Raw genomic sequence first — 20,617 nt, forward strand, 5'->3', positions numbered from 1 at the left:
ATCGGGGCCTTAATTCTTTTTCATACATGAACAAATACATATTCTGCCTGCTGCTCTCCATGTTTTCTATTGGGGCATTTTTGGCCTCCGCGCAAAAAAACGATTCTGTTTATATGGGGCAATATGGTCCATGGAAGACAGAAGCCAGCCAACTGGGAATGAGGGTAAGCCTTGTAACCTGCGGCCCCGGCTATGATGAGGTGTATGAAGTATTCGGGCATACGGCAATAAGAGTAATTGATAGCGCTGAGCATACCGATATGGTGTATAATTATGGTACGTTCAATGGCTTTGAAGAGAATTTTGAGTTGAAGTTTATGCAGGGTAAGCTCCTGTACTATCTGTCAGTCTACCCTTTCAAGGATTTTCTGCCAGAGTATATAGAGCGGAAAAGAAGTGTTACCGAGCAGGTATTAGTAATGACCGATTCGCAGAAGAAAGCATTTGTGTCTTACCTCGACTGGAATGCAGAGCCGGAGAACAGAGCTTACAAGTATGATTTCTTTTATGATAACTGCGCGACCAGAATAAGAGATCTGTTTCCCGAGACAATGGGTAAAGACTTTAAGTTTGGTAAGATCTTGCCTGCTGATTCAAAGGTTACCTTCCGCGATATCATTAACGATTACTTCTATGCTACCAAGTGGGAGCGCTTTGGTATCAACATTTTGCTGGGCAGCAGAATAGATAAGGTAATGACAGATAAGGACATTATGTTCCTGCCAGATTACCTGCTGAAAGGAATAGAAGGTGCAACCATAAGCTACTATCCTCAATTCACAAAAGGGATGGAAACTGTTGCTCCTGCCGACAGAGCTCCGATGTCTACCAACAAAATAGCAGAAAAGCCAACGATATTGCTGCCGGGCGGCCCTGCTAAACCCAATAACCTGAGCGGACCTTTGGTGCTTACGTGCAGTATTGCTGTGCTAACTATCGGCGGACTGACCATAAAGAGATTACGGGTGCTGGGTAAGATTATGAGTTTGTCATTATTGCTGATAACAGGCTTGTTGGGCATCCTTATATTAGTAATGTGGTTTGCTACCAATCATCAGGGCTGTGGTAATAACTTCAATATACTCTGGTGCCTGCCTACCAATGTGATCATAGCCTTTGGCAGTATGAAGCGCAGGAGTGCATATGCATTAGTGGCGATGATCTTCATTTTCGCCACTATTCTGCTGCATATCTTCCGTATACAACAGCTGATAATGGTGGAGTTCATGCCTTTATTGCTGGCTTTGCTGTACATTTATGGCACGATTTATAGAAATAGTAAAATAAACGCAGCAGCAGCTAATGCCTGAGATCACGACATCTTTTTCCTCTAAGGTTTTTTATCGTAAAATGGGTGCCGGACCAGTTGCGGTATTGCTGCATGGCTTTCCCGAAAGCGGAACGCTTTGGCGCAATATCTGGGATCATCTGGCAGCGTTTTATACCCTACTCATTCCTGATCTGCCCGGTGCCGGCGAAAGCCAACTGACAGGACCGATAAGTATTGCGCAGATGGCGGAAGCTGTAAAAATGATATTGGATAGCGAGCAAGTTGAACAGGCTGTGGTTATCGGACACTCAATGGGTGGTTATGTTGCATTTGCCTTTGCAGACCTATATCCGCAATATGTGGCGGGGCTTACATTGGTCCACTCTACGCCATTTGCCGATGACGAGGAGAAGAAAGAAACCAGGAAGAAAGTAATAGATATAGTAAATAAGGGCGGCAAAGATGCCTTTCTAAAAACAATGGTGCCTGGCTTGTTCGCTGAGGAATTTGTAAAAACAAATCAGGCAGCCGTTGCGGAACAAGTAGATAATGCATTGATAATGAGCAAAGAGGCGGTCATTAATTTCTATGCAGCCATGATGGAACGCAAAGAGCGGAAGAGTGTGTTAGCTAAATCCTCGTTTCCGGTGCAATGGATTATTGGTGCTAAAGACGCACTGATCCCCGCGAAAAAATTAATGCCCCTTACCCACATGTCTGCCGTAAATTTTACGTCTTACTATAAAGACTGTGGCCACATGAGTATGGTGGAGGCACCTGCTCAGCTACAAAAAGACATTAAAGAATTTTTAGACTATTGCTATAGCCAATAATGAAGAGATGGGTTTATAAGATATTGCTCCTTTTATTGTTGTTGCCCGGAACCCGTGCAATGGCATCGCATATTGTGGGGGGCGAAGTAACTTATCAATTCCTTGGCGCTACTGCCGGAGGTAACAGGTATCTGATCACCCTGGCCATTTATGAAGATTGCCAGAACGGCCAGCCCGATGCCATATCTATGGACAACCCGGCATACCTGGCAGCATATAGTCTGCAGACAGGCTTCAGGGTGGCGCTTGATGTAGATGTAAGATTCGACACCTCTGTAAATGTACCTGCCAACTTTACCAATGCCTGCGTAAGCAATATACCCCAGGTATGCCTGCTGAGGAAAACATTCAGGAAGGTATTCACACTGCCGTTTAATGATAGTGGTTATGTGATCTCTTACCAAAGGTGCTGCCGCAACGGACAGATAGCGAATATAGAAGACCCCGGAAGTAAGGGCGCTACCTATTTTTGCACCATTCCGCCGCGGTATCTTGCCCCAACCAATAACAGTGCGGTGTTTAATAATTTTCCTCCGCAGATCATCTGCATCAATAATCCGTTGTACTACGACAACTCTGCTTTTGATGTGGACGGTGATTCATTGAGTTATGAATTTTGCACTGCGGTAGAGGGCGCAAGTTCAGATTCAGTAAAGCCTATTCCATTGCCACCGCCATATGCCAATGTGAATTACCGTACGCCACCCTATTCAGCTACTACCCCATTCACTGCCTTTCCGGTTTTGCAGATAGACCCCCATACGGGTATCATTACCGGTACTCCTAATCGTTTGGGCCGCTACCTGGTTACTGTTTGTTGCCATGAGTGGCGCAATGGGAAAATGATCAACACGCTGAAAAGAGAGTTCCAGTTTGTGGTGACCGACTGTTCTAAGGTGGTGGTGGCCTGTATCCCCCAGTATTCAACCGATGTAAACACGTATATAGTAGAGTGCGATAGTTTTGATGTGAATTTTGTGAACTGCAGTACGGGCGGATTCTCTTATCACTGGGATTTTGGCGTTCTAACGCGTACTGACGATACAAGCAACCTGGCGCAACCCACCTATACTTACCCCGATACCGGAGTGTATACGGTGAAACTGGTGGTCAATCCTAATTCTACCTGCCCAGATAGTATAAGCAGATTCGTAAAAGTGTTCCCTAAATTTCACACGGCGTATTCCGACAGCGGCACGCAATGCCCCGGTCTACCCATCTATTTCACCGATAAATCGGCAACGACAATAAAACCCATTACCAACTGGACATGGAACTTTGGTGATGGTAGCTTCTCATCTGATCAGAACCCGATACATACCTTTGTTTCAGGGGGCACTTACAATGTAATGCTGATATCGCAGAACATTAAGAACTGTGTAGACACATTTGTACGGCAGGTGCTGATAGAAAATTTTAAGCCATCGGCGGGAAATGATACCATCATCGTAAAGGGAGAAAGTGTGCAGTTCAATGCCACGGGAGGCAATAATTACCTATGGTCGCCGCCTATTTATTTAGATAATCCTACCATCAGTAATCCACTTGGCGTATACCCCGATACCGGCATATTCAACTATACGCTCAGGGTAACCAGCGCCTATGGTTGTGAGGGGTATGACACTATTCAGGTGTGGGTGGTAAACCAGGCAGCCTTCTTTTTGCCTACGGCATTTACTCCTAATGGAGATGGCAAGAACGATATTTTCAGGCCGGTAGCCGTCGGTTATCGCTCTATAAGTTTCTTCAGAGTATACAACAGGTGGGGCCAGCAGGTATATTTCGGGCATGACATCACCGACGGTTGGGATGGCACTTTCGAGCGCCGCCAGTGCGACATCGGCACCTACTACTGGCAGATAGGCTACATAGATCGCTTCGGTAAAGAGGCTTATCTGAAGGGGGATGTGACGTTAGTGAAATAGCAGTCGTAATTTGTAAGTCATAAGTCGTAAGACCATCTGTAGGTACAGATATATAAATCTCTGGTAGAGACGCATAATTGCGTCTACAAATCTAACAATTGGTGCCTGATTTACCCAGCCGCTTTAGAGACGCAATTATGCGTCTCTACCAAAAGTCACCCGGAGAAATTATATTTTCAAGTCCCCACCTCCACATAATATTATTACCTGTTATTCGTTTATGTAGTAACTTAGTGAAAAGGCTACAAGTTAAAAAGTAATCATGTGTTGAGCTAAACAGAATATAGTTCTACCACTTTGGGGTTTTAACTTTTGACTTTTAACTTGATATAATACCCTTCTTATATATGCGTAGGCATTGTAGCACCATCATATCTACTCTGCTGCTGTTACTGGCAGTAAGTTACCCTGCGCTTGCCTCTCATATAATAGGTGGCGAGATGACCTATAAGTTTCTCAATAGCGTTGCCGGTGGCAATAATTACCGCATCTCGCTTACCATATATGAAGACTGCCTGCATGGCTCGCCCGAGGCTATAAACAGGGATAACCCGGCCTATTTTGTGGTATATGATGAGGACAGCACCAGGATCTATTTCGACTCCGCGCAATATGCCACTTCGGTTAAGATACCGCCTAATTATGATATAGCCTGTATTACCAATCCCCCGGCAATGTGCGTGCAGACCAAGACGTTTAATATCACCTTCATGCTGCCGCGCAATCATAAAAAGTATACAGTGGCGTACCAGCGTTGCTGCCGCAATGGTGATGTGATCAATATCCTCAATGCAGATTATACAGGAGCTACCTACTTCTGTGAGATACCCTCTGATCTTACTGTACCAACTAACACCAGTGCAGTATTCAACAATTTCCCGCCCGAGATCATTTGCGTAAATACACCGCTGTTCTATAACAACTCCGCTACCGATGTGGATGGTGATTCCCTTAGCTACATGCTTTGCGACTCTTATGATGCGCCCAATGGACTGGATGATAATGCCGTTCCCGATCCTCCTCCATACAAGAGCGTAGCGTACAAGCATCCACCTTATTCTTATTACAATCCACTCACTGGTAGTCCGCCACTGGCTATAGACCCTGTTTCAGGCATTATCACTGCTACTCCATTGCGCATGGGTCGCTACTTGGTAACCGTATGTTGCAGTGAGTGGCGACATGGCGTGCTCATCAATACTATTCACAGGGAGTTCCAGTTCGTGGTAACCGATTGCTCTAAGGCTGTGGTAGCAGATATGCCCTACTTTACTAATGATCCTGCTATATACAAGATCAACTGTACCAACCACAACATAGACTTTGTGAATACGAGCAAGGGCGGCAATACCTGGCTGTGGGATTTTGGAGTGGCAGGTATTTTTACTGACACATCAAGTGTCTTTCAGCCTACCTATACCTACCCCGACACGGGCATTTATACCGTAAAGCTGGTGGCCAATCCCGGTACGCCATGTGCGGATAGTATACAGAAAAAGGTGAAAATATTTCCTGTATTCTTTACCGCCTTCGATGATACCGGCAAGCATTGTCCGGGTACTGAGCTTTCGTTTATCGACCAAACAGTGAGTACCACAGGCAATATAAATACATGGGATTGGAACTTTGGGGATGGCGATACAGCATTACGCCAAAACCCTACTCACACCTATGTGAACGGCGGCACTTACAACGTGACACTCGTAGCCGGCAACCAAAAGAACTGCGTGGATACTACAGTACACCAGATAGTGGTGGAAATATTCAAACCCAATGCCGGTAATGATACCATAATTGTGAAAGGTGAAACAATTGTGCTGAATGCCACTGGTGGCGTAGAATACGAATGGACGCCGCCCATCTACTTATCAAAATTCAGCCAGGGCAACGCCGAAGGCTATTTCCCCGACACGGGCGTATACCACTACACCGTGAAAGTAAGAAGCGCCTATGGCTGCATAGGCATAGACAGCATGGATGTGTGGGTAGTTGATCAGGCAGCATTTTTTGTGCCCACCGGCTTCTCACCAAATGGCGATGGACTGAATGACATTTTTCGCCCTATTGCTATTGGTTACAGGTCAATTAATTTCTTCAGAGTATTCAACCGATATGGGGAACAAGTATATTTTGGCCAAAATATAAAAGAGGGATGGGATGGCACCTATGATCACAAACAAGCCGACATGGGGACATACTACTGGCACATTGGCTATATAGACAGGTATGGCAAAGAAGGCAATATGCGGGGCGATGTGACTTTAGTGAAGTAATAACAACCTACCTAACAGCAAGTACCTTACTTACAAGAGTATGTCATATTTTGATGCCGAAGGTATCAGATGTATATAGCAAAATCGGATAGCAATTTCGAAACGATGCCGAAGGTATCGGATGTCTGATTAAGCGATTCTCTCTTACGGCCTCAAAACTTCCATGAAGTTGATATTAGCCATAACCGCATTTTCAGGAAGATGCTCCAACTTCTTATTCAACCAGTACGCAGTGCGCTGATAATAGTTGTCTGAATGAGAGATAAACAGACAAGTACCACCTTGAATAGCCTTAATGATAGGTAATTTCAACTTATCAGAAACAGCAGGACAACCCCAGCTACGGCCCAGTTTTGAATTACCTGCAATATATCTTTCGCTTACATATCCGGCACCATGTACCACAATACCCCTGCTGAGTGCGGCATCGTTAAAGCCATTATCCATGCCATTAAGGCGAAGAGAAATACCGTGCTCGCCATTGTAGGTAGTGCCGGTTACATAAAAACCCAGGCTGCTCTGGTGCGAATTCTCGTCGTTGGAAAATGATTGCGCATACTCCTCACCCGATCCCATGCCATGCGCCACCAATGTATTGAATAGCACTTTACCCGAGACAATATCTATAACCCATAACCTTTTTTCTGATGATGGAAGATTAAAATCGCAGATTGAGATGATCTCTTTGCCGGTATTGAGCAGACCCGCATATTTAAGGTTCAGATAACCCTTATAGGCATTGGCAAAAACCTCGTAAGAGAGTTTTGCAGAATTTGTAAAATCTATATGATCGTAAATCGAGTGGAAGTACTCTTGCACCCTTACTTCTTCGTTAATTCCCCCGTTCTCCCCCGCAGCAACTACATTAGTTGACAAAGCTGCTACTATAAACAAACCTACCCACAGACACAATTTCCTCATTGATCTTATATTTGTTTTTATTTATGTAAATGCTGAATGCAAGCAAAGATAGCCGTATAATCTATTTAGAAAAATATTATAGCTCTTTTTAACCCTAACTTAACTTCTGGTAATACCACCAGAGTTTTCATAAACTGCTGTGATTACAGCAGTAAATCTTTGACCGTTATATACCATTTACCTGCCTAAATGAGTAAATTTGTATTGAATACACTTACTTATAACCTTCGTTTTTGGCCTGGAAATCCACCTACATATTATTTACTTTATGTTTTTTGTTCATTGCTGGCAGCAAGGGACAAGAATCATCTCGTTTCAAAATAAATATATATAACGATCTTCCGTCAAATAATGTTTATAACCTTAGTGTAGACCACCTGGGGTACCTATGGATAGCAACCGATAAAGGTGTGGTGAAATATAATGGCTATAATCTTACCACCTTCGATTTAAATAAAGGCTTCATTAATAAAGACACCTGGAATCTTTTTGAAGATAAAAAAGGCAGGATGTGGCTCTTCTCCATAAGTGATAATCTTACTTACATATATAACAATGTAGCGCATAAGGTGGTAACGCCACCCGATATGGGTGTATTTTACCCTCACGGTATTTATGACTACAAGGGCGGTATTGCATTCATTACCTCGTTTACCAACCGACCGGAACAGCTATTTTGCTTTATCCGTAACGACAGTGTTGTCTATACTCAGAAAATAACAAAATATGGTGAAGTAATAACACTTGACAAGAACAACAGGTTGATCACTTTTGGCAGTGACGGAAACTTTTACTCGCTGGAAGTAACTGAAAAGGGAGTAACAGCCACTGTAATTGGAAAGGTGAAGAATTATGACGGTAATATAACAGATCTGTTAGCTCATATACACGAAGCAAGGTATGGAACTATCGGGAGGTGTTTTTTTTCATACGAATACAATAAAAATTACCTTGAAATACTTGACCCTGCCGATCAGACCTACAGAAGGCAAATATTAGATAGTACAGGCAATATTAAATTAATAGGCGGATCAATAACAAGAATTACAGCCATCACCGATCATAATATCTTCTACTTTGACAGTGCAGCACGTGTTGTCAACAAAATAGCAATTGACACCGGTATAGATAGGTCAAACAGAAATAAAATTACATTTGAACTAAATGATTCATTCTGGCACCGAATATTTGCTACTAATGCGCAGGGGGTGATCTTCTTAAATCATAATGATACCTTTTTTCATAAGAAGATCGCAGATATGGATGACGCGAAATTCCTTGGCCGTGTTTCAGACAGCGTAGGTTTTTGGTATAATGAGGGAACAGGTACATTATACAAGATTGTAAATGGTGCTGTGGTGAAAGAAAAAGACACACACATCATGGAGGCCTCTAAAATTGTTCCTTTCGACGACAGCCGGTCCATACTTTTAAATAAGCTGCACACCTATATAATTGACAACAACTCGCTCGATGCTACCGAATTGGGCATTGGCGGTGGCAGGGATGCAATTGTGTATGACAAAACCAGCATGTTGGCAATATCTAACATCAAAGGGTTCACAAAAACCACTATTGATGGCGACAAATTATCAACCTATCGCGTAGAGCAGAACAGGTACGACGGTATTGCCTATGATTCTCTAAGACAGATGTTTGCGGTATATAACAATAGGCGAATATTACTATTTAAAGACAATAAGATATTATATACCATAGATAGGGCTGCACTTGAAAAGAGAACGATCAACAATATAAAGAAAATAATCATTGAAAATAAGTATGGAAACATATTTATCCAGGAAAATGACAGGCTTATATACCTCACGGATTTACTTAAGCCATATCATAGCCTGTTTGATAACTACATTCTTGATAATGCAAAGATATACCTGCATCGTGATCTGATAATCGCCAGTGACGCGTTTGGTATTTTGTTCAGTAAAATTGAAGGTCCCGGCAAATTTTCATCGCCGGTGCTATACCCCAATTCAAAGGGTATGCAGTACAAGTTTGTATATAATCTGCACGTGTCGGGTAACATGGTGCTACTTAAAACGGACAAAGGCATCTTTAGTATACCACTACCCGATTTCGGGAATTACGATAGCAGTATTAAAACGACTTTTCTTGATCATAAAATGACTGTATCCTACAACGGATATGTAAGTGGCGTAGGCATCAATGACACACTAAATCTGCAAAAGAAGTATCGTAAGCTGGTATTTGATGTCATAAACCCAAGCGGGTACGGCACAGTAAAATATCGGTATCGATTAAAGGGAGAACAAACTGCATGGGTAGAACTGGACAATGATGAATTGCTCTTGCCCAAGATGATACCCGGTAGATATTATACCCTTAGCATAGTGGCCAATGATAAGCAATGGCGCAGCAATGTAATAGATATAGTAATTTACGCAGTACCTGAGTGGTATGAAAAGACAACAATACAGCGGGTATTATGGCTAAGCGGTTTCTTTCTTTTAATAGGTGCTATCTATTTTATTGTTACAGTTACCAAGCGAATAGTCACCAAAAATGAAGCACAGAAAAATGCAAAACTGGAACTGGAACTAAAGTCGGTCTACTCACAAATCAACCCGCATTTTATATTTAACTCATTGACCGCAGCCCTCTATTTTATAAAGACTGGAAAGTTGGATGATGCTTATAATCACATCTACAAGTTCTCCCATCTGCTTCGTTCATATATCAAGTCATCCAGAAACAGATTAGTGACTATTGGAGAGGAGGTGAAAAACCTTACCAATTATATAGAACTGCAACAGGCCCGGTTTAAAAATAAATTCGACTTTAGTATAATTGTTGACACAACGGTCAAAACAAATACTAACATTCCATCGTTATTGTTGCAGCCCATTGTTGAAAACGCCATCAATCACGGGCTTATGCCCAAAACGGAGAAAGGCAATCTCTTAATACAATTTAAGTTGAACGACGAAACTGGTATGCTCATATGCAGTATTGAGGATGATGGCGTGGGAAGATTACAACCCAAAAAGCAAGACGAGGATCACTTTATTAAAGAAGAATCTTATGGCAATGAACTTATTAAAGATCTGATAGATATATTCAATAAATATGAAAAGATGAAGATAGAAATTGAGTATATTGATAAGCAATTTCCATCGACCGGCACTATTGTTCAACTGAGAATTAAATCACTATCCTGATGTTTAAGACTTTTTCCTGTATTATCATAGACGATGAAGAGTATGCTATTGGGTTGCTCACCGAGAGCATAAAAGGTCTGTACAACAACATAGAGATAATTGGCACATACACCTCCTGGAAGGAGGGCCTTGATGCACTGAGAGTAATTAAGGCCGATATCCTCTTCCTGGATATATCTATTGGTGGCAAGAATGGTATGGACATACTTAAAGTACTACCCGGACATGAAATGGAGATCATTTTTGTTACCGCCTATACAGAGTACGCACTGGAAGCTTTCAAGTATTCTGCAACCGGTTATATCATTAAACCTGTTGGCGATAAAGAGTTGAGCACAGCAGTGGATAAAGCCATAGATCGCATAAAAAACAAAAAAAATGCTAGGCACAATACCAGTGCGCCTGTACAATTGGCAAATTCAAAAATTGGCATACCAAATGGCAAGGGAGTAAACTACTTTGATTTTAATGATATCATATACCTTGAGGCAGTTACTAATTATACCAAGGTGGTCACCAAGGCAGGAGAGCTGTTGAGTTCAAACAATATTGGCAAGTTCAACTACCTGATGGATGGCTTGCCGTTTTGCAATGTACACCGGTCCTACATTATTAATCTTAATTGTGTAGTGAGGTATGAAGCACCGGGCATCATTATTATGTCTAATAAAATAGAGATCCCACTTTCGCGTGGTGCGAGAGAGGACTTTCTCAATAGGTTTAATAATATACAGGCAAAGCTGCTTTAAGTAGCAGATAGTCAATACTCCCGGTTCGGGTAATCAGTTTAGTTAGGAGACAATAATAAATAAATCGTACAAGCTGTTGTGTATAACAACAATTAGAGATCATGAACATATTCAAAACAATATCCCCAATTTTGTTGTTGCTGCCATCCTTTGCCATTGCGCAGAAAAGTGGTGCGGTAAATAAACCCGATTATCCGCAAGACTACTTTAGAAACCCGTTGGACATCCCAATATTCCTGGCCGGCAATTTTGGCGAATGCAGGCCTGGTCACTTTCATAGCGGAATAGACATAAAAACAAAAGGTGAAGAAAATGAGCCCGTCCACGCAGCCGGCGACGGTTATGTATCAAGAATAAAAATGGAAAAAGGTGGGTTTGGTCACGGACTCTACATTACACATCCAAATGGCTACACTACCCTGTACGCGCATCTGAATAACTTCAGTCCTGCCATACAGAAGTACGTAAAAGATAAGCAGTATGAAAAGCAACGGTGGGATGTGGACCTGCAATTGACTCCATCACAGTTCCCGGTAAAAAAAGGAGATCAGATAGCCTGGTCGGGCAATACAGGTGCATCAACTGCGCCACACCTGCATTTTGAGATAAGGAATAGCAAAACTGAACATCCGCTGAACCCCGAGTTGTTCGGGTTGACCATAGTTGACAACATTGCCCCCATAATAAGAGAAATAGCTATAGACACCGGCAATATTTATGAGTCGACTCCCCTCTTCATTAAAGTTACCAACAACAATATTGTGGCCAGGCCTGTAAAAGGCTTGCTGGACACATTTACAGGTCCGCTGCCCGGCATGATAGGTATTGGTATCAATGCCGACGACTTTATGAATGGCAGTGACAATAGCCTTACCTTCTACACTGCAAAACTTTATATGGATGACAAACTACAGGTGCAGGTAACCCTTGATGATATTGGCTACGATGAGACACGTTATATAAACGCTTATGCCGACTATAGAACAAAAGAACTCTATAAGAAATGGGTGCAAAGTCTGTTTCAATTACCGGGCAATCAGTTGAATGGGATCTTTAGTAACCTGAACGGGAGTAAAGGAAGGCTCGACATAAGTGATGGTAAAGCCCACAAGATTGAAATAGTGTTGGCTGATGACAGGAATAATGAAACAAGAGTGCCGTTTTATATAAGATCGACCAGGCCTACTGCAGCACAGTCTGTAAATACTGCCGGCACCTTGTTTGCGGTAAATAAAGTAAACAGCTACAAGGACAACGATATATCATTTACCCTTGATGAAAGACAACTGTATGACGACATACATTTTGTGCTCAATAGAAAATCAGGAGATGGGTTATCTGACAAGTTTGCGATCCACTATTCTTACGTACCCCTTCATCACAACTTCGACTTGATGATAAAGCCTAACAAGCTTATCCCATTTGCGCTTAGGAGTAAAGTGGTGCTCATGTATACAGATGGTAAAGATGAAGATGGCAGAGCTGCAAAGACAGATGATAACGGCTGGTATAAGGCTGCGGTGCGCAACTTTGGTACCTATTGGCTGGCTATAGATACTGTGCCGCCGGTAATCAAGAGCGCACAGAAAGAGGGCGCGATAATGAGTAAGGCCAAACAGATATTATTTACTGTAAAAGATGCAACAACATCGGTAAAAACATTTAATGGCTATATAGACGATAAGTGGGTATGCGTAGAGCAGCACGGTAGCGCTTTCTTCTATAAATTTGATGAGCATTGCAGCAAAGGCAAGCATACGTTTGTGCTTAAGGCCGATGATGAGAATGGCAATTCAAGCTCGTACAAACTAACATTTACAAGATAATTTATGACACTACAACCGGGAGATACCGCACCAGCATTCACTACAATAGATCAGGACGGCAATAAGGTTTCACTAAAGGATTTTAAGGGGCAGAAGGTAGCACTTTACTTTTATCCGCAAGACAGTACTCCAACGTGTACCGTTGAGGCATGTAACCTGAGAGATAATTTTGCAGTATTGAAAGAAAAAGGAATTGCAATTCTGGGAGTTAGTCCTGATGATGCTAAAAGCCATAAAAAGTTTGAGACCAAGCATTCACTCACCTTCCCTCTTCTGGTAGATGCCGATAAGAAAATAATTGAGGCCTACGGTGTTTGGGCACAGAAAAAAATGTTCGGCGTTACTTATATGGGCGTATTGCGTACAACTTTTCTTATCAATGAAAAAGGGAAGATCGCTCACGTAATAGAAAAGGTAAAAAGCAAGGAGCATGCTCAGCAGATAATTGAGGTTTGGGGCGTTTAGGTATGTACAGTACATGTTATTGTTTAGTGTGGTTATTCATTCAACATTTGAAGGAATAACCACATAACTTTATGTGCATAAGCTTCTTTTATGAGGTACCCCATAGGTGCAATTGTTTTAACCACCCTGCTACTGTTTCTGGCAGACTCTACCGCGCAGACACGAAAGAAAAAGACATATCAGTTTGACCATTCCAGCAGGCGAAGCTTTAATGAGTTTAATACCGTTGACTCGATATGGACCGCCCCCAATTATTTTGTACCCCGTGCTACAGCTGATAAATTTGGAGTGCTGGGATTGGAGTGTAAAAACCCCTTTAATGACGAGGAAGCTTTATTCAAGCTATTTCCGGGCAATCACTATGACGTTCATGACGATGAGAAGCATCCATACGTTGGTGAAGGCATAGCTATCTGGCGGTGTAAAGATTGTCCTGTTAGTAAAGCAGATGACGAGTACCCACACTTATTTCCCCGTAAAGAAGGTAACCTTACTGAAGTATTTAAGGTTAAGTACTTTAAAGACGACAGTGGGCGACGCAACGTGCTGATAGCCTTCCAGACGAATGACATCAGCTACCTGAACGAAATGTACATGGGTAACTGCAAAGGCGCAGACATGAGCCTTGCGTTATTTAAGCTATACGACAACAAATGGAGGCTTACCCACTTTACCCTGTTTGCGGGTTGCCTGGGCACCTATCAGCACCTCCCACATGATATTGCTCCTATAAAGCTGGGAGTGAACAACTATGGTGTCGAGATTCGTACAGAGTGTTACAACCCCGGTGGCCCCGGGTGGGGAAACCTGATCATATATGCGCCCGTTGAAGGACAGTTCAAAGAAGTACTCAATACATCTTCATCTAGATATATGAGTTCTCCGTGCAATAATTGGGAAACAGCAGTGGAAAGGCAGAAAGACCAACTCCCATTCAGCGACCTGAAGACAATAACCGAGGGCAATTTTTGCCGCGAGGTTTTTATCAGCGAATCCCGTTTCGATACCGCAGTTGATGTGCCTGATGAGGTTTATCACAGAACAGGTTCGGCTGACAGCTTTGGTTTTAGTATCACAAAATTGTACCATTTTGAAAATAACAGGTACAAGCTCCTACATACCCGCACCCGTTATAATATTGTAAAGGCAAAGAAAAACTAACGTTACGGGAACAACTCCAACTGCACACTATTGCCCTTCATTACTACTGGTTTATGCTCACCAAAGTTCGACATTGATATCCCAAGTAATCTTACTTTCTTATCCGTGATGTCGCTCTTTACCAGCAGGTCGACCGCAGTATCGAACAGTGTTTCGTGATCAGCAACGGGACTGGCAAAAGACAGGCTTCGGGTTATTTGCTTGAAATCGCTGTACTTTACTTTAAGCGTTATGGTTCTACCTTTCAGCTGATGCCGCAACAGGCTGTTGGCTAAATTTCCGGCTATTTTCTGCAGCTCAGCACTCATTTCGTCTATAGTAGTAAGATCATAAGGAAATGTATCTTCTGCCCCCATAGATTTTGTCTCCCTGTGCGGCTGCACCTGCCGGTTATCTATACCTCTTACTATCTTGTAATAGAACCCTCCCACTTTCCCAAACCGATGAGTTAATTCCTGTTCTGTTAGTCGCTTCAGATCGGCGCCGGTATGCAAGCCCATGTTCTTCATCTTGGCTGCGGTTACCTGTCCTACTCCAAAGAACTTTTCTACAGGTAGCTCCTCCATAAATTGTTCTATCTGGGCCGGACTAATGAAAGTTAGTCCATCCGGCTTATTAAGGTCTGAGGCTATTTTAGCTACAAACTTATTGATAGATACGCCGGCTGAAGCTGTGAGGTTTAATTCATCTTTGATAGCCTGTTTTATCCTTCTTGCTATTTCTATAGCCGATCCTATGTTTTGCTTGTCTTCAGAAACGTCAAGATAGGCTTCGTCCAGCGACAGCGGTTCTATAAGATCAGTGTATCTGCTGAATATTTCCCTTATACATTGCGACACTTCTTTGTATGCTGCAAACCTCGGCCTGACAAACAACACATGGGGACATAACTGTAAAGCTCTCTTAGATGGCATTGCCGAGCGGATGCCGAATTTTCGTGCTTCATAGCTTGCCGTGGCTACTACCCCACCCCTGCCTTCGGGCGAACCACCAACAACTATAGGCTTGCCCCTGAGATCAGCATTGTCCCTCTGCTCAACAGACGCATAAAATGCATCCATATCAATGTGGATGATCTTACGCTGTTTGATATCGGGTTCCTGTTCCATCTACTATCTACTATCTACTATCTACTATCTACTATCCACTATCCACTATCCGCTATCCGCTATTGAGTAACAACAGCATTCTACCTTCTACTTAAGACTTTCTACTAAAATATTGCTGATGTAAATTAATAAATTTTATCTTGCGCTCCGTTTGGTGCTATAACCGCATCATTACAATCTTTAAAAACACGAATCATAGTTTAGTATGGCAATGAAAATTTATGTAGGACAATCAGGGTTGCCGGGTGCCGGTAGAGGTGTATTCGCATCTGCTGCTATTAAAGAAGGTGAAGTAATAGAGAATTGTCCTATTCTCATTTTTGATAAAAAGGATGATGCCCATATAAGCAAGACCCTCCTCATGCACTATATCTTTGACTACACCGGCAGGGCGTCAATGCTGGCACTGGGTTATGGCTCTATCTATAACCACAATATTGTACCTAATGCCATGTATGAATTGGCAGAATATGAGGGCATGCCTGAGTTCAATAACGAACTGTGCATTACCGCACTAAGGCCTATCGCTAAGGGCGAAGAGATCTTTATCAACTACGGTCCTTACTACGACGAGAAGTTTAAGAAATAACATCCCAGTTGCGCCATGGATGCAGTTCACCACGTTCTAAAGTAGCTCTGTTATTTTCAGTATTCGTTTCAACTATTTAATAAAACATAGTATTGCTACAAAAGAAAGAATTTGGGCATTAGGCGAGACTTTAGTTAAAAAAGGTTCCTAAAATAGTTTTAGCTGATTTTTTTCAGCAGCTACTTTCTGTTTATACGACCTGCCTTCGGGCGTTTCAACTGGCACATCATTTTCAAAATATTCGTTTACTCTGATAATGCTATATTCCCTAACTTCTTTATGACCTTCGCTATTTAAAGCCATTTGAAGTTCCAAGGCACATTTGATTGCAGATCCATTTTTAAATTCTATCTGCCTCGTTTGGACTAATGATTTAAATTCATTTGATTTCATATTGAATGAATGAACCTCACCATTATAAATTCCGCGCCATTTATAATTTCCTTTTTTAAGGACTGGTGAAATAATTTCAATTGTCGCATCATCAATAGAAACTTCAGGTAAGGCATCTGATGCAAGTACATAACCTGAAAATTGTTGCCTGGTAATAAAATATTCTGGTGCTACTTTTTCTTTTTTATCATTTTGTATTTCAAACGAAACTTTAATTACTTTGGGGTAGCTTTCCAGTGTTTCATAAAAATCTGAACGCTTCTTTACAACGACAGTGTTGTTTGATAACCTTTCCGTTTTTTGCTTAGTATCAGCTTTTAGGTTTTCAATCTCTTGGCGATTTTTTTCCTTTTCTAATTCCTTCAATTCTTTATCTTCAAATTTTGCCTCTATTAACTTCTCCAAAATTTTCGTCAATGAACTACCTACTGGCGTTATTATTATAGTAGTAAGTAAACTAATAATTATAGCGACTGTTATTGTTGCGTTTTTCCCTTCTGTCTTATTTACTACTTTGAACCAACACTTTAAACCTCCGTTTGATAAGGGCTCTGTTTCGATTGCTATATCTACTTCAAAGGTTTTGCTTATAGTCTTTATAATACTTAAAATTTGGGCTTCACATTTATGCTGTATCAGTGCATCCATTGAATGTGTCTCATCATCGAACCAATAATGTAGTTCAATTGCATTGGCACCTAATATTACATTTTCCATAGTAGTCAAAAATGAATCGGTAAGATAACAGTCGTGCGTTTTAAAGCTTAATATTCAATTGCGTTTTACATTAATTTTAGGTAAATATTAACTATATGCGTCGCTTTAATGCACTTAGAGAGAATGTATTGGTCTAGCACATTTCCCAAAAAATAGGCGTATAATAATCTGCATGTTTTGTACTTGTACCGAAAATATTGATTGTAAGTAATTTATTAGCGAAAATTAGGTACGAATGAAAGGAGAAAAAACAATATGGATCCCAGTTTGAACTGAATCGACATAGAAACAGCCTCCTGACGATAATCAAGAGGCTGTTTCTGTTATAATAACATTAACCTTTTATGGCTTATCCTGCTGCGGAGTAGGCTCAAATTTGTGATTCTTCCTCTTTTCCTCCGCTTCATCTTCCTGTTCCTGTGCCTTATCATAGGCGCGTATAATTGCCTTAACCAATCGATGACGCACCACATCGGCTTCATCAAGTTGTATGTAGGCTATACCATCAATATTGCGGAGGATCTTAGAAGCTTTTATTAAACCTGATTTTTGGTTCTTCGGCAGATCCACCTGTGTCATATCTCCTGTTATTACTGCCTTGGCCGATGGGCCTATACGGGTAAGGAACATCTTTATCTGCAGGTCGGTAGTATTCTGCGCTTCATCTAATATGATAAACGCATTATCCAGCGTACGACCGCGCATATAAGCCAGTGGCGCTATCTCTATAATGCGGTTGGTCATATAATAGTTCAGCTTATCGCTTGGTATCATATCATCCAAAGCATCGTAAAGTGGACGCAGGTAAGGGTCGATCTTTTCTTTCAGATCACCGGGCAGAAAGCCTAGATTTTCACCGGCCTCAACCGCAGGACGGGTTAGAATGATCTTACGTACCGCTTTATTCTTCAACGCCCGCACTGCCAATGCCACCGCTGTGTATGTCTTGCCGGTACCTGCCGGGCCAATAGCGAATATGATATCATTTTTTTCACTGGCAGCAGCCATTAGCTTCTGATTGGCTGTTTTGGCACGTACTACCTTACCGTTAGGGCCGAAAACCAAAATGTCATTAGCTACAACTTCTTCAGCCGGGCCACCTTCGCTTTCTTCATCTCCCAGTATCTTAGAAAAATAATTTTCTGACATATGGCCATTGCGTTCCAGAAACTGTATCACCTGCCCTATTTTGGCTTGTGCTGCATTAACCTCATCCGGCTGACCCGATATCTTGATCTGAGTGCCTCTTGATAAGAGTTTCAGCAGAGGGAATCTGCGTTTCAATATTTCAAACTTACTGTTGTTGATCCCGAAAAATTCAATGGGATTAACTGTCTCGAGGTTTATGATAGCTTCAGTCAAGGTGCAGTTTTTTTAGTTCGTTAATAAATATACGAAACGTGTGCCAACAGGGTTTATTATCACTACGTTACCTTTTAACAAAGCTGTTAGATGCGGTATTCATTGGCTTTGAATTCCTCCAGTTTCTTTGCCATTGTATCGTTAGAAAGTGCGAACATTCTTGCACACATTACTGCTGCATTACGTGCACCTGCTTTACCTACTGCAAGCGTGCCTACAGGCAAGCCGGCAGGCATCTGTACAATGCTATACAAAGCATCGATACCACCTGGCAAACCACCTTCCAACGGCACACCCAACACCGGTAAAGATGTATAAGCTGCGCATACACCAGGCAAAGCAGCGGCCATACCTGCTGCAGCTACTATTGCACCAAAACCGTTTTCACGGGCAGTTACCATTAATTCCCTTACTTTATCGGGGTTACGGTGGGCAGATGCTACAACCATTGTGTTTTCAATACCAAACCAGTTGAGCCATTTGCTGCATTCCTGCATTACGCTGTCGTCGGTCTGAGACCCCATGATGATCATTACTTTCATAAAAAAATGAGATATATGTTTCGGGTGAAATTATTACATAGCATGAAACAAAAAATAGTATACTTATCCACCAATCTGCATAACTTTTTGTTTATAATTTGTTAGGAGTTGTAAATTATCAAGTGGCACCCAATAGAGCTTCGTCATGATCCGGTTAGCCTGCTCAACAGGATTTCAAATGCCTCACTGGTCTTATCAGTTTGTGCATTCGCAAACAATATATAGGCTCTGTTCTTATCTCTATCAATGAACACTTGCGACAGAAATGTTCCGGGATTACCGGTGTGGTAAGACAGCTTATGGCCATCCTCTTCTCGCCAGAACCACCCCACTGCAAACTCCGGCAGCCCGAAATGCAGATATTCAAATTCCTTCTTTGATAGTAATATAGATTGACCCCTAAGGCCTTTCAATTGCAGCTGAATGAACTTTGCATAGTCCGGTAATGTAACATTAATATTGCCAGCAGGCAATAACCAGTTGAGTTTATAATTATCTGCCGGCGCTTCAGGTTCCAGATGAGCGTTGTGTCCCCATGGCTGTAGTGTATCAAGCATATTCGGTGCGCTAAAACCAAAGTCTATATCCAGTTTTTTCCCCAGTTCCGCGATAATTTGTTTGTAGCCCTTCCCTGATGCCCTTTCCAGCATAAGGCCCGCGGCCACATAGCCGGGATTGCTGAATCCAAATCCCTTGTCTCTCTTTATCGGTGGCTGTTGTAGTGCCCATTGTATGAATTGGTAGCGTTGTTGTTCTTCATTGTCGGCTAGGTTGATCAATGTCGGCGCATCATTTGTGTATGTCCAGCTCATCAGCGATGAGCGGAATGATAACAACTGAAGTAAGGTCGTATTGTAATATTCCTTCTTACTGACATTCTTTAACTCAGGATAGAGATCAAAGAACTTCGTTGTCCATTTTATCTTTCCCTGCTTCACCAGCTCCGCTGCAATAAAAGCCGTAATAGTTTTTGTATTAGACCCTATCCTGAACCGGTCAGTGATACCGGCAGCACGAGAGGTGTTGATCTTAGTAACACCAGAGACATGCATCTCCATTATACTATCCGACGAAATAACCGCATATGCCAGTTCCGGTACATTATAAGCCACCCTTATACTATCTGCAAATCGGGTGTTGTTGCGGCTTTGAGCGGGGTGAAAAACGACTATACAAATAAAAAATAGCAGAAATGATTTCATGGTAAGAAATAATTCACCAAAAATAACAATGACACGTAAATTCAACTAGTATAATTTGTATCTTATATTTTAGCTCCCTTTGC

16 protein-coding genes are annotated in these 20,617 nt (G+C 41.9%); 10 read left to right on the top strand and 6 right to left on the bottom strand.

The window, feature by feature from the left end; genetic code table 11:
• Positions 1-26: 26 nt before the first annotated feature.
• The 4 genes from CJD36_RS03930 to CJD36_RS03945 all read left to right on the top strand — a co-directional run bounded on the left by CJD36_RS03930 (position 27) and on the right by CJD36_RS03945 (position 6,301).
• On the top strand, positions 27-1,310 hold the full coding sequence (locus tag CJD36_RS03930; RefSeq protein ID WP_105037788.1) for an Lnb N-terminal periplasmic domain-containing protein: 1,284 nt from the start codon (positions 27-29) through the stop codon (positions 1,308-1,310).
• Positions 1,303-2,103: an alpha/beta fold hydrolase gene (locus CJD36_RS03935; RefSeq protein WP_105037789.1), complete on the top strand. Its 801-nt coding sequence runs from the start codon at positions 1,303-1,305 to the stop codon at positions 2,101-2,103. Before CJD36_RS03930 ends, CJD36_RS03935 begins: the two co-directional genes overlap by 8 nt.
• The gene (locus CJD36_RS03940; RefSeq protein WP_105037790.1) at positions 2,103-4,028 is read left to right on the top strand and encodes a PKD domain-containing protein; all 1,926 of its coding nucleotides are present in this window, start codon (positions 2,103-2,105) and stop codon (positions 4,026-4,028) included. The genes CJD36_RS03935 and CJD36_RS03940 overlap by 1 nt, the downstream gene beginning before the upstream one ends.
• Before the next feature lie 347 nt (positions 4,029-4,375).
• Positions 4,376-6,301 (top strand): PKD domain-containing protein, encoded by a 1,926-nt coding sequence (locus tag CJD36_RS03945; protein WP_105037791.1) that lies wholly within the window; start codon positions 4,376-4,378, stop codon positions 6,299-6,301.
• Between the two features lie 144 nt (positions 6,302-6,445).
• Here the strand turns inward: CJD36_RS03945 and CJD36_RS03950 are convergent, their stop codons facing one another.
• Positions 6,446-7,222: a murein L,D-transpeptidase catalytic domain family protein gene (locus CJD36_RS03950; protein ID WP_105037792.1), complete on the bottom strand. Its 777-nt coding sequence runs from the start codon at positions 7,220-7,222 to the stop codon at positions 6,446-6,448.
• A gap of 233 nt (positions 7,223-7,455) precedes the next feature.
• Between CJD36_RS03950 and CJD36_RS03955 the strand changes: the two genes are divergently transcribed.
• The 5 genes from CJD36_RS03955 to CJD36_RS03975 all read left to right on the top strand — a co-directional run bounded on the left by CJD36_RS03955 (position 7,456) and on the right by CJD36_RS03975 (position 14,620).
• Complete coding sequence (locus CJD36_RS03955; RefSeq protein ID WP_117601787.1) at positions 7,456-10,419, top strand: sensor histidine kinase; 2,964 nt, start codon at positions 7,456-7,458, stop codon at positions 10,417-10,419.
• Positions 10,419-11,168 (top strand): LytR/AlgR family response regulator transcription factor, encoded by a 750-nt coding sequence (locus CJD36_RS03960; protein ID WP_105037794.1) that lies wholly within the window; start codon positions 10,419-10,421, stop codon positions 11,166-11,168. Before CJD36_RS03955 ends, CJD36_RS03960 begins: the two co-directional genes overlap by 1 nt.
• Before the next feature lie 101 nt (positions 11,169-11,269).
• A complete protein-coding gene (locus CJD36_RS03965) occupies positions 11,270-12,994 on the top strand; it encodes a M23 family metallopeptidase (RefSeq protein ID WP_105037795.1) in 1,725 nt (574 codons plus the stop codon).
• Between the two features lie 3 nt (positions 12,995-12,997).
• Positions 12,998-13,459, top strand: a complete 462-nt coding sequence (bcp, locus tag CJD36_RS03970) for a thioredoxin-dependent thiol peroxidase (protein WP_105037796.1) — start codon at positions 12,998-13,000, stop codon at positions 13,457-13,459.
• Positions 13,460-13,549: 90 nt separating this feature from the next.
• Complete coding sequence (locus CJD36_RS03975) at positions 13,550-14,620, top strand: hypothetical protein (RefSeq protein WP_105037797.1); 1,071 nt, start codon at positions 13,550-13,552, stop codon at positions 14,618-14,620.
• Between the two features lie 2 nt (positions 14,621-14,622).
• On the opposite strand, the gene dinB is transcribed toward CJD36_RS03975, so the two are convergent.
• Complete coding sequence (gene dinB / locus CJD36_RS03980) at positions 14,623-15,729, bottom strand: DNA polymerase IV (RefSeq protein ID WP_105037798.1); 1,107 nt, start codon at positions 15,727-15,729, stop codon at positions 14,623-14,625.
• 205 nt (positions 15,730-15,934) lie between these two features.
• Here dinB and CJD36_RS03985 point away from each other — a divergent pair, with 205 nt between their 5' ends.
• The gene (locus CJD36_RS03985) at positions 15,935-16,318 is read left to right on the top strand and encodes an SET domain-containing protein-lysine N-methyltransferase (RefSeq protein ID WP_105037799.1); all 384 of its coding nucleotides are present in this window, start codon (positions 15,935-15,937) and stop codon (positions 16,316-16,318) included.
• Positions 16,319-16,465: 147 nt separating this feature from the next.
• Here CJD36_RS03985 and CJD36_RS03990 read toward each other — a convergent pair whose 3' ends face one another.
• The 4 genes from CJD36_RS03990 to CJD36_RS04005 all read right to left on the bottom strand — a co-directional run bounded on the left by CJD36_RS03990 (position 16,466) and on the right by CJD36_RS04005 (position 20,534).
• Positions 16,466-17,428, bottom strand: coding sequence for a hypothetical protein (locus CJD36_RS03990; protein WP_105037800.1), 963 nt, complete (start codon positions 17,426-17,428; stop codon positions 16,466-16,468).
• Between the two features lie 342 nt (positions 17,429-17,770).
• Positions 17,771-18,790, bottom strand: a complete 1,020-nt coding sequence (locus tag CJD36_RS03995) for a PhoH family protein (protein ID WP_105037801.1) — start codon at positions 18,788-18,790, stop codon at positions 17,771-17,773.
• 86 nt (positions 18,791-18,876) lie between these two features.
• A complete protein-coding gene (gene purE, locus CJD36_RS04000; protein WP_105037802.1) occupies positions 18,877-19,332 on the bottom strand; it encodes a 5-(carboxyamino)imidazole ribonucleotide mutase in 456 nt (151 codons plus the stop codon).
• Positions 19,333-19,475: 143 nt separating this feature from the next.
• On the bottom strand, positions 19,476-20,534 hold the full coding sequence (locus tag CJD36_RS04005) for a serine hydrolase domain-containing protein (protein WP_105037803.1): 1,059 nt from the start codon (positions 20,532-20,534) through the stop codon (positions 19,476-19,478).
• Between the last annotated feature and the right edge of the window lie 83 nt (positions 20,535-20,617).

Origin of the sequence: Flavipsychrobacter stenotrophus, assembly GCF_002954265.1 — a bacterium.
GTDB classification, from domain to species: Bacteria; Bacteroidota; Bacteroidia; order Chitinophagales; family Chitinophagaceae; genus Flavipsychrobacter; species Flavipsychrobacter stenotrophus.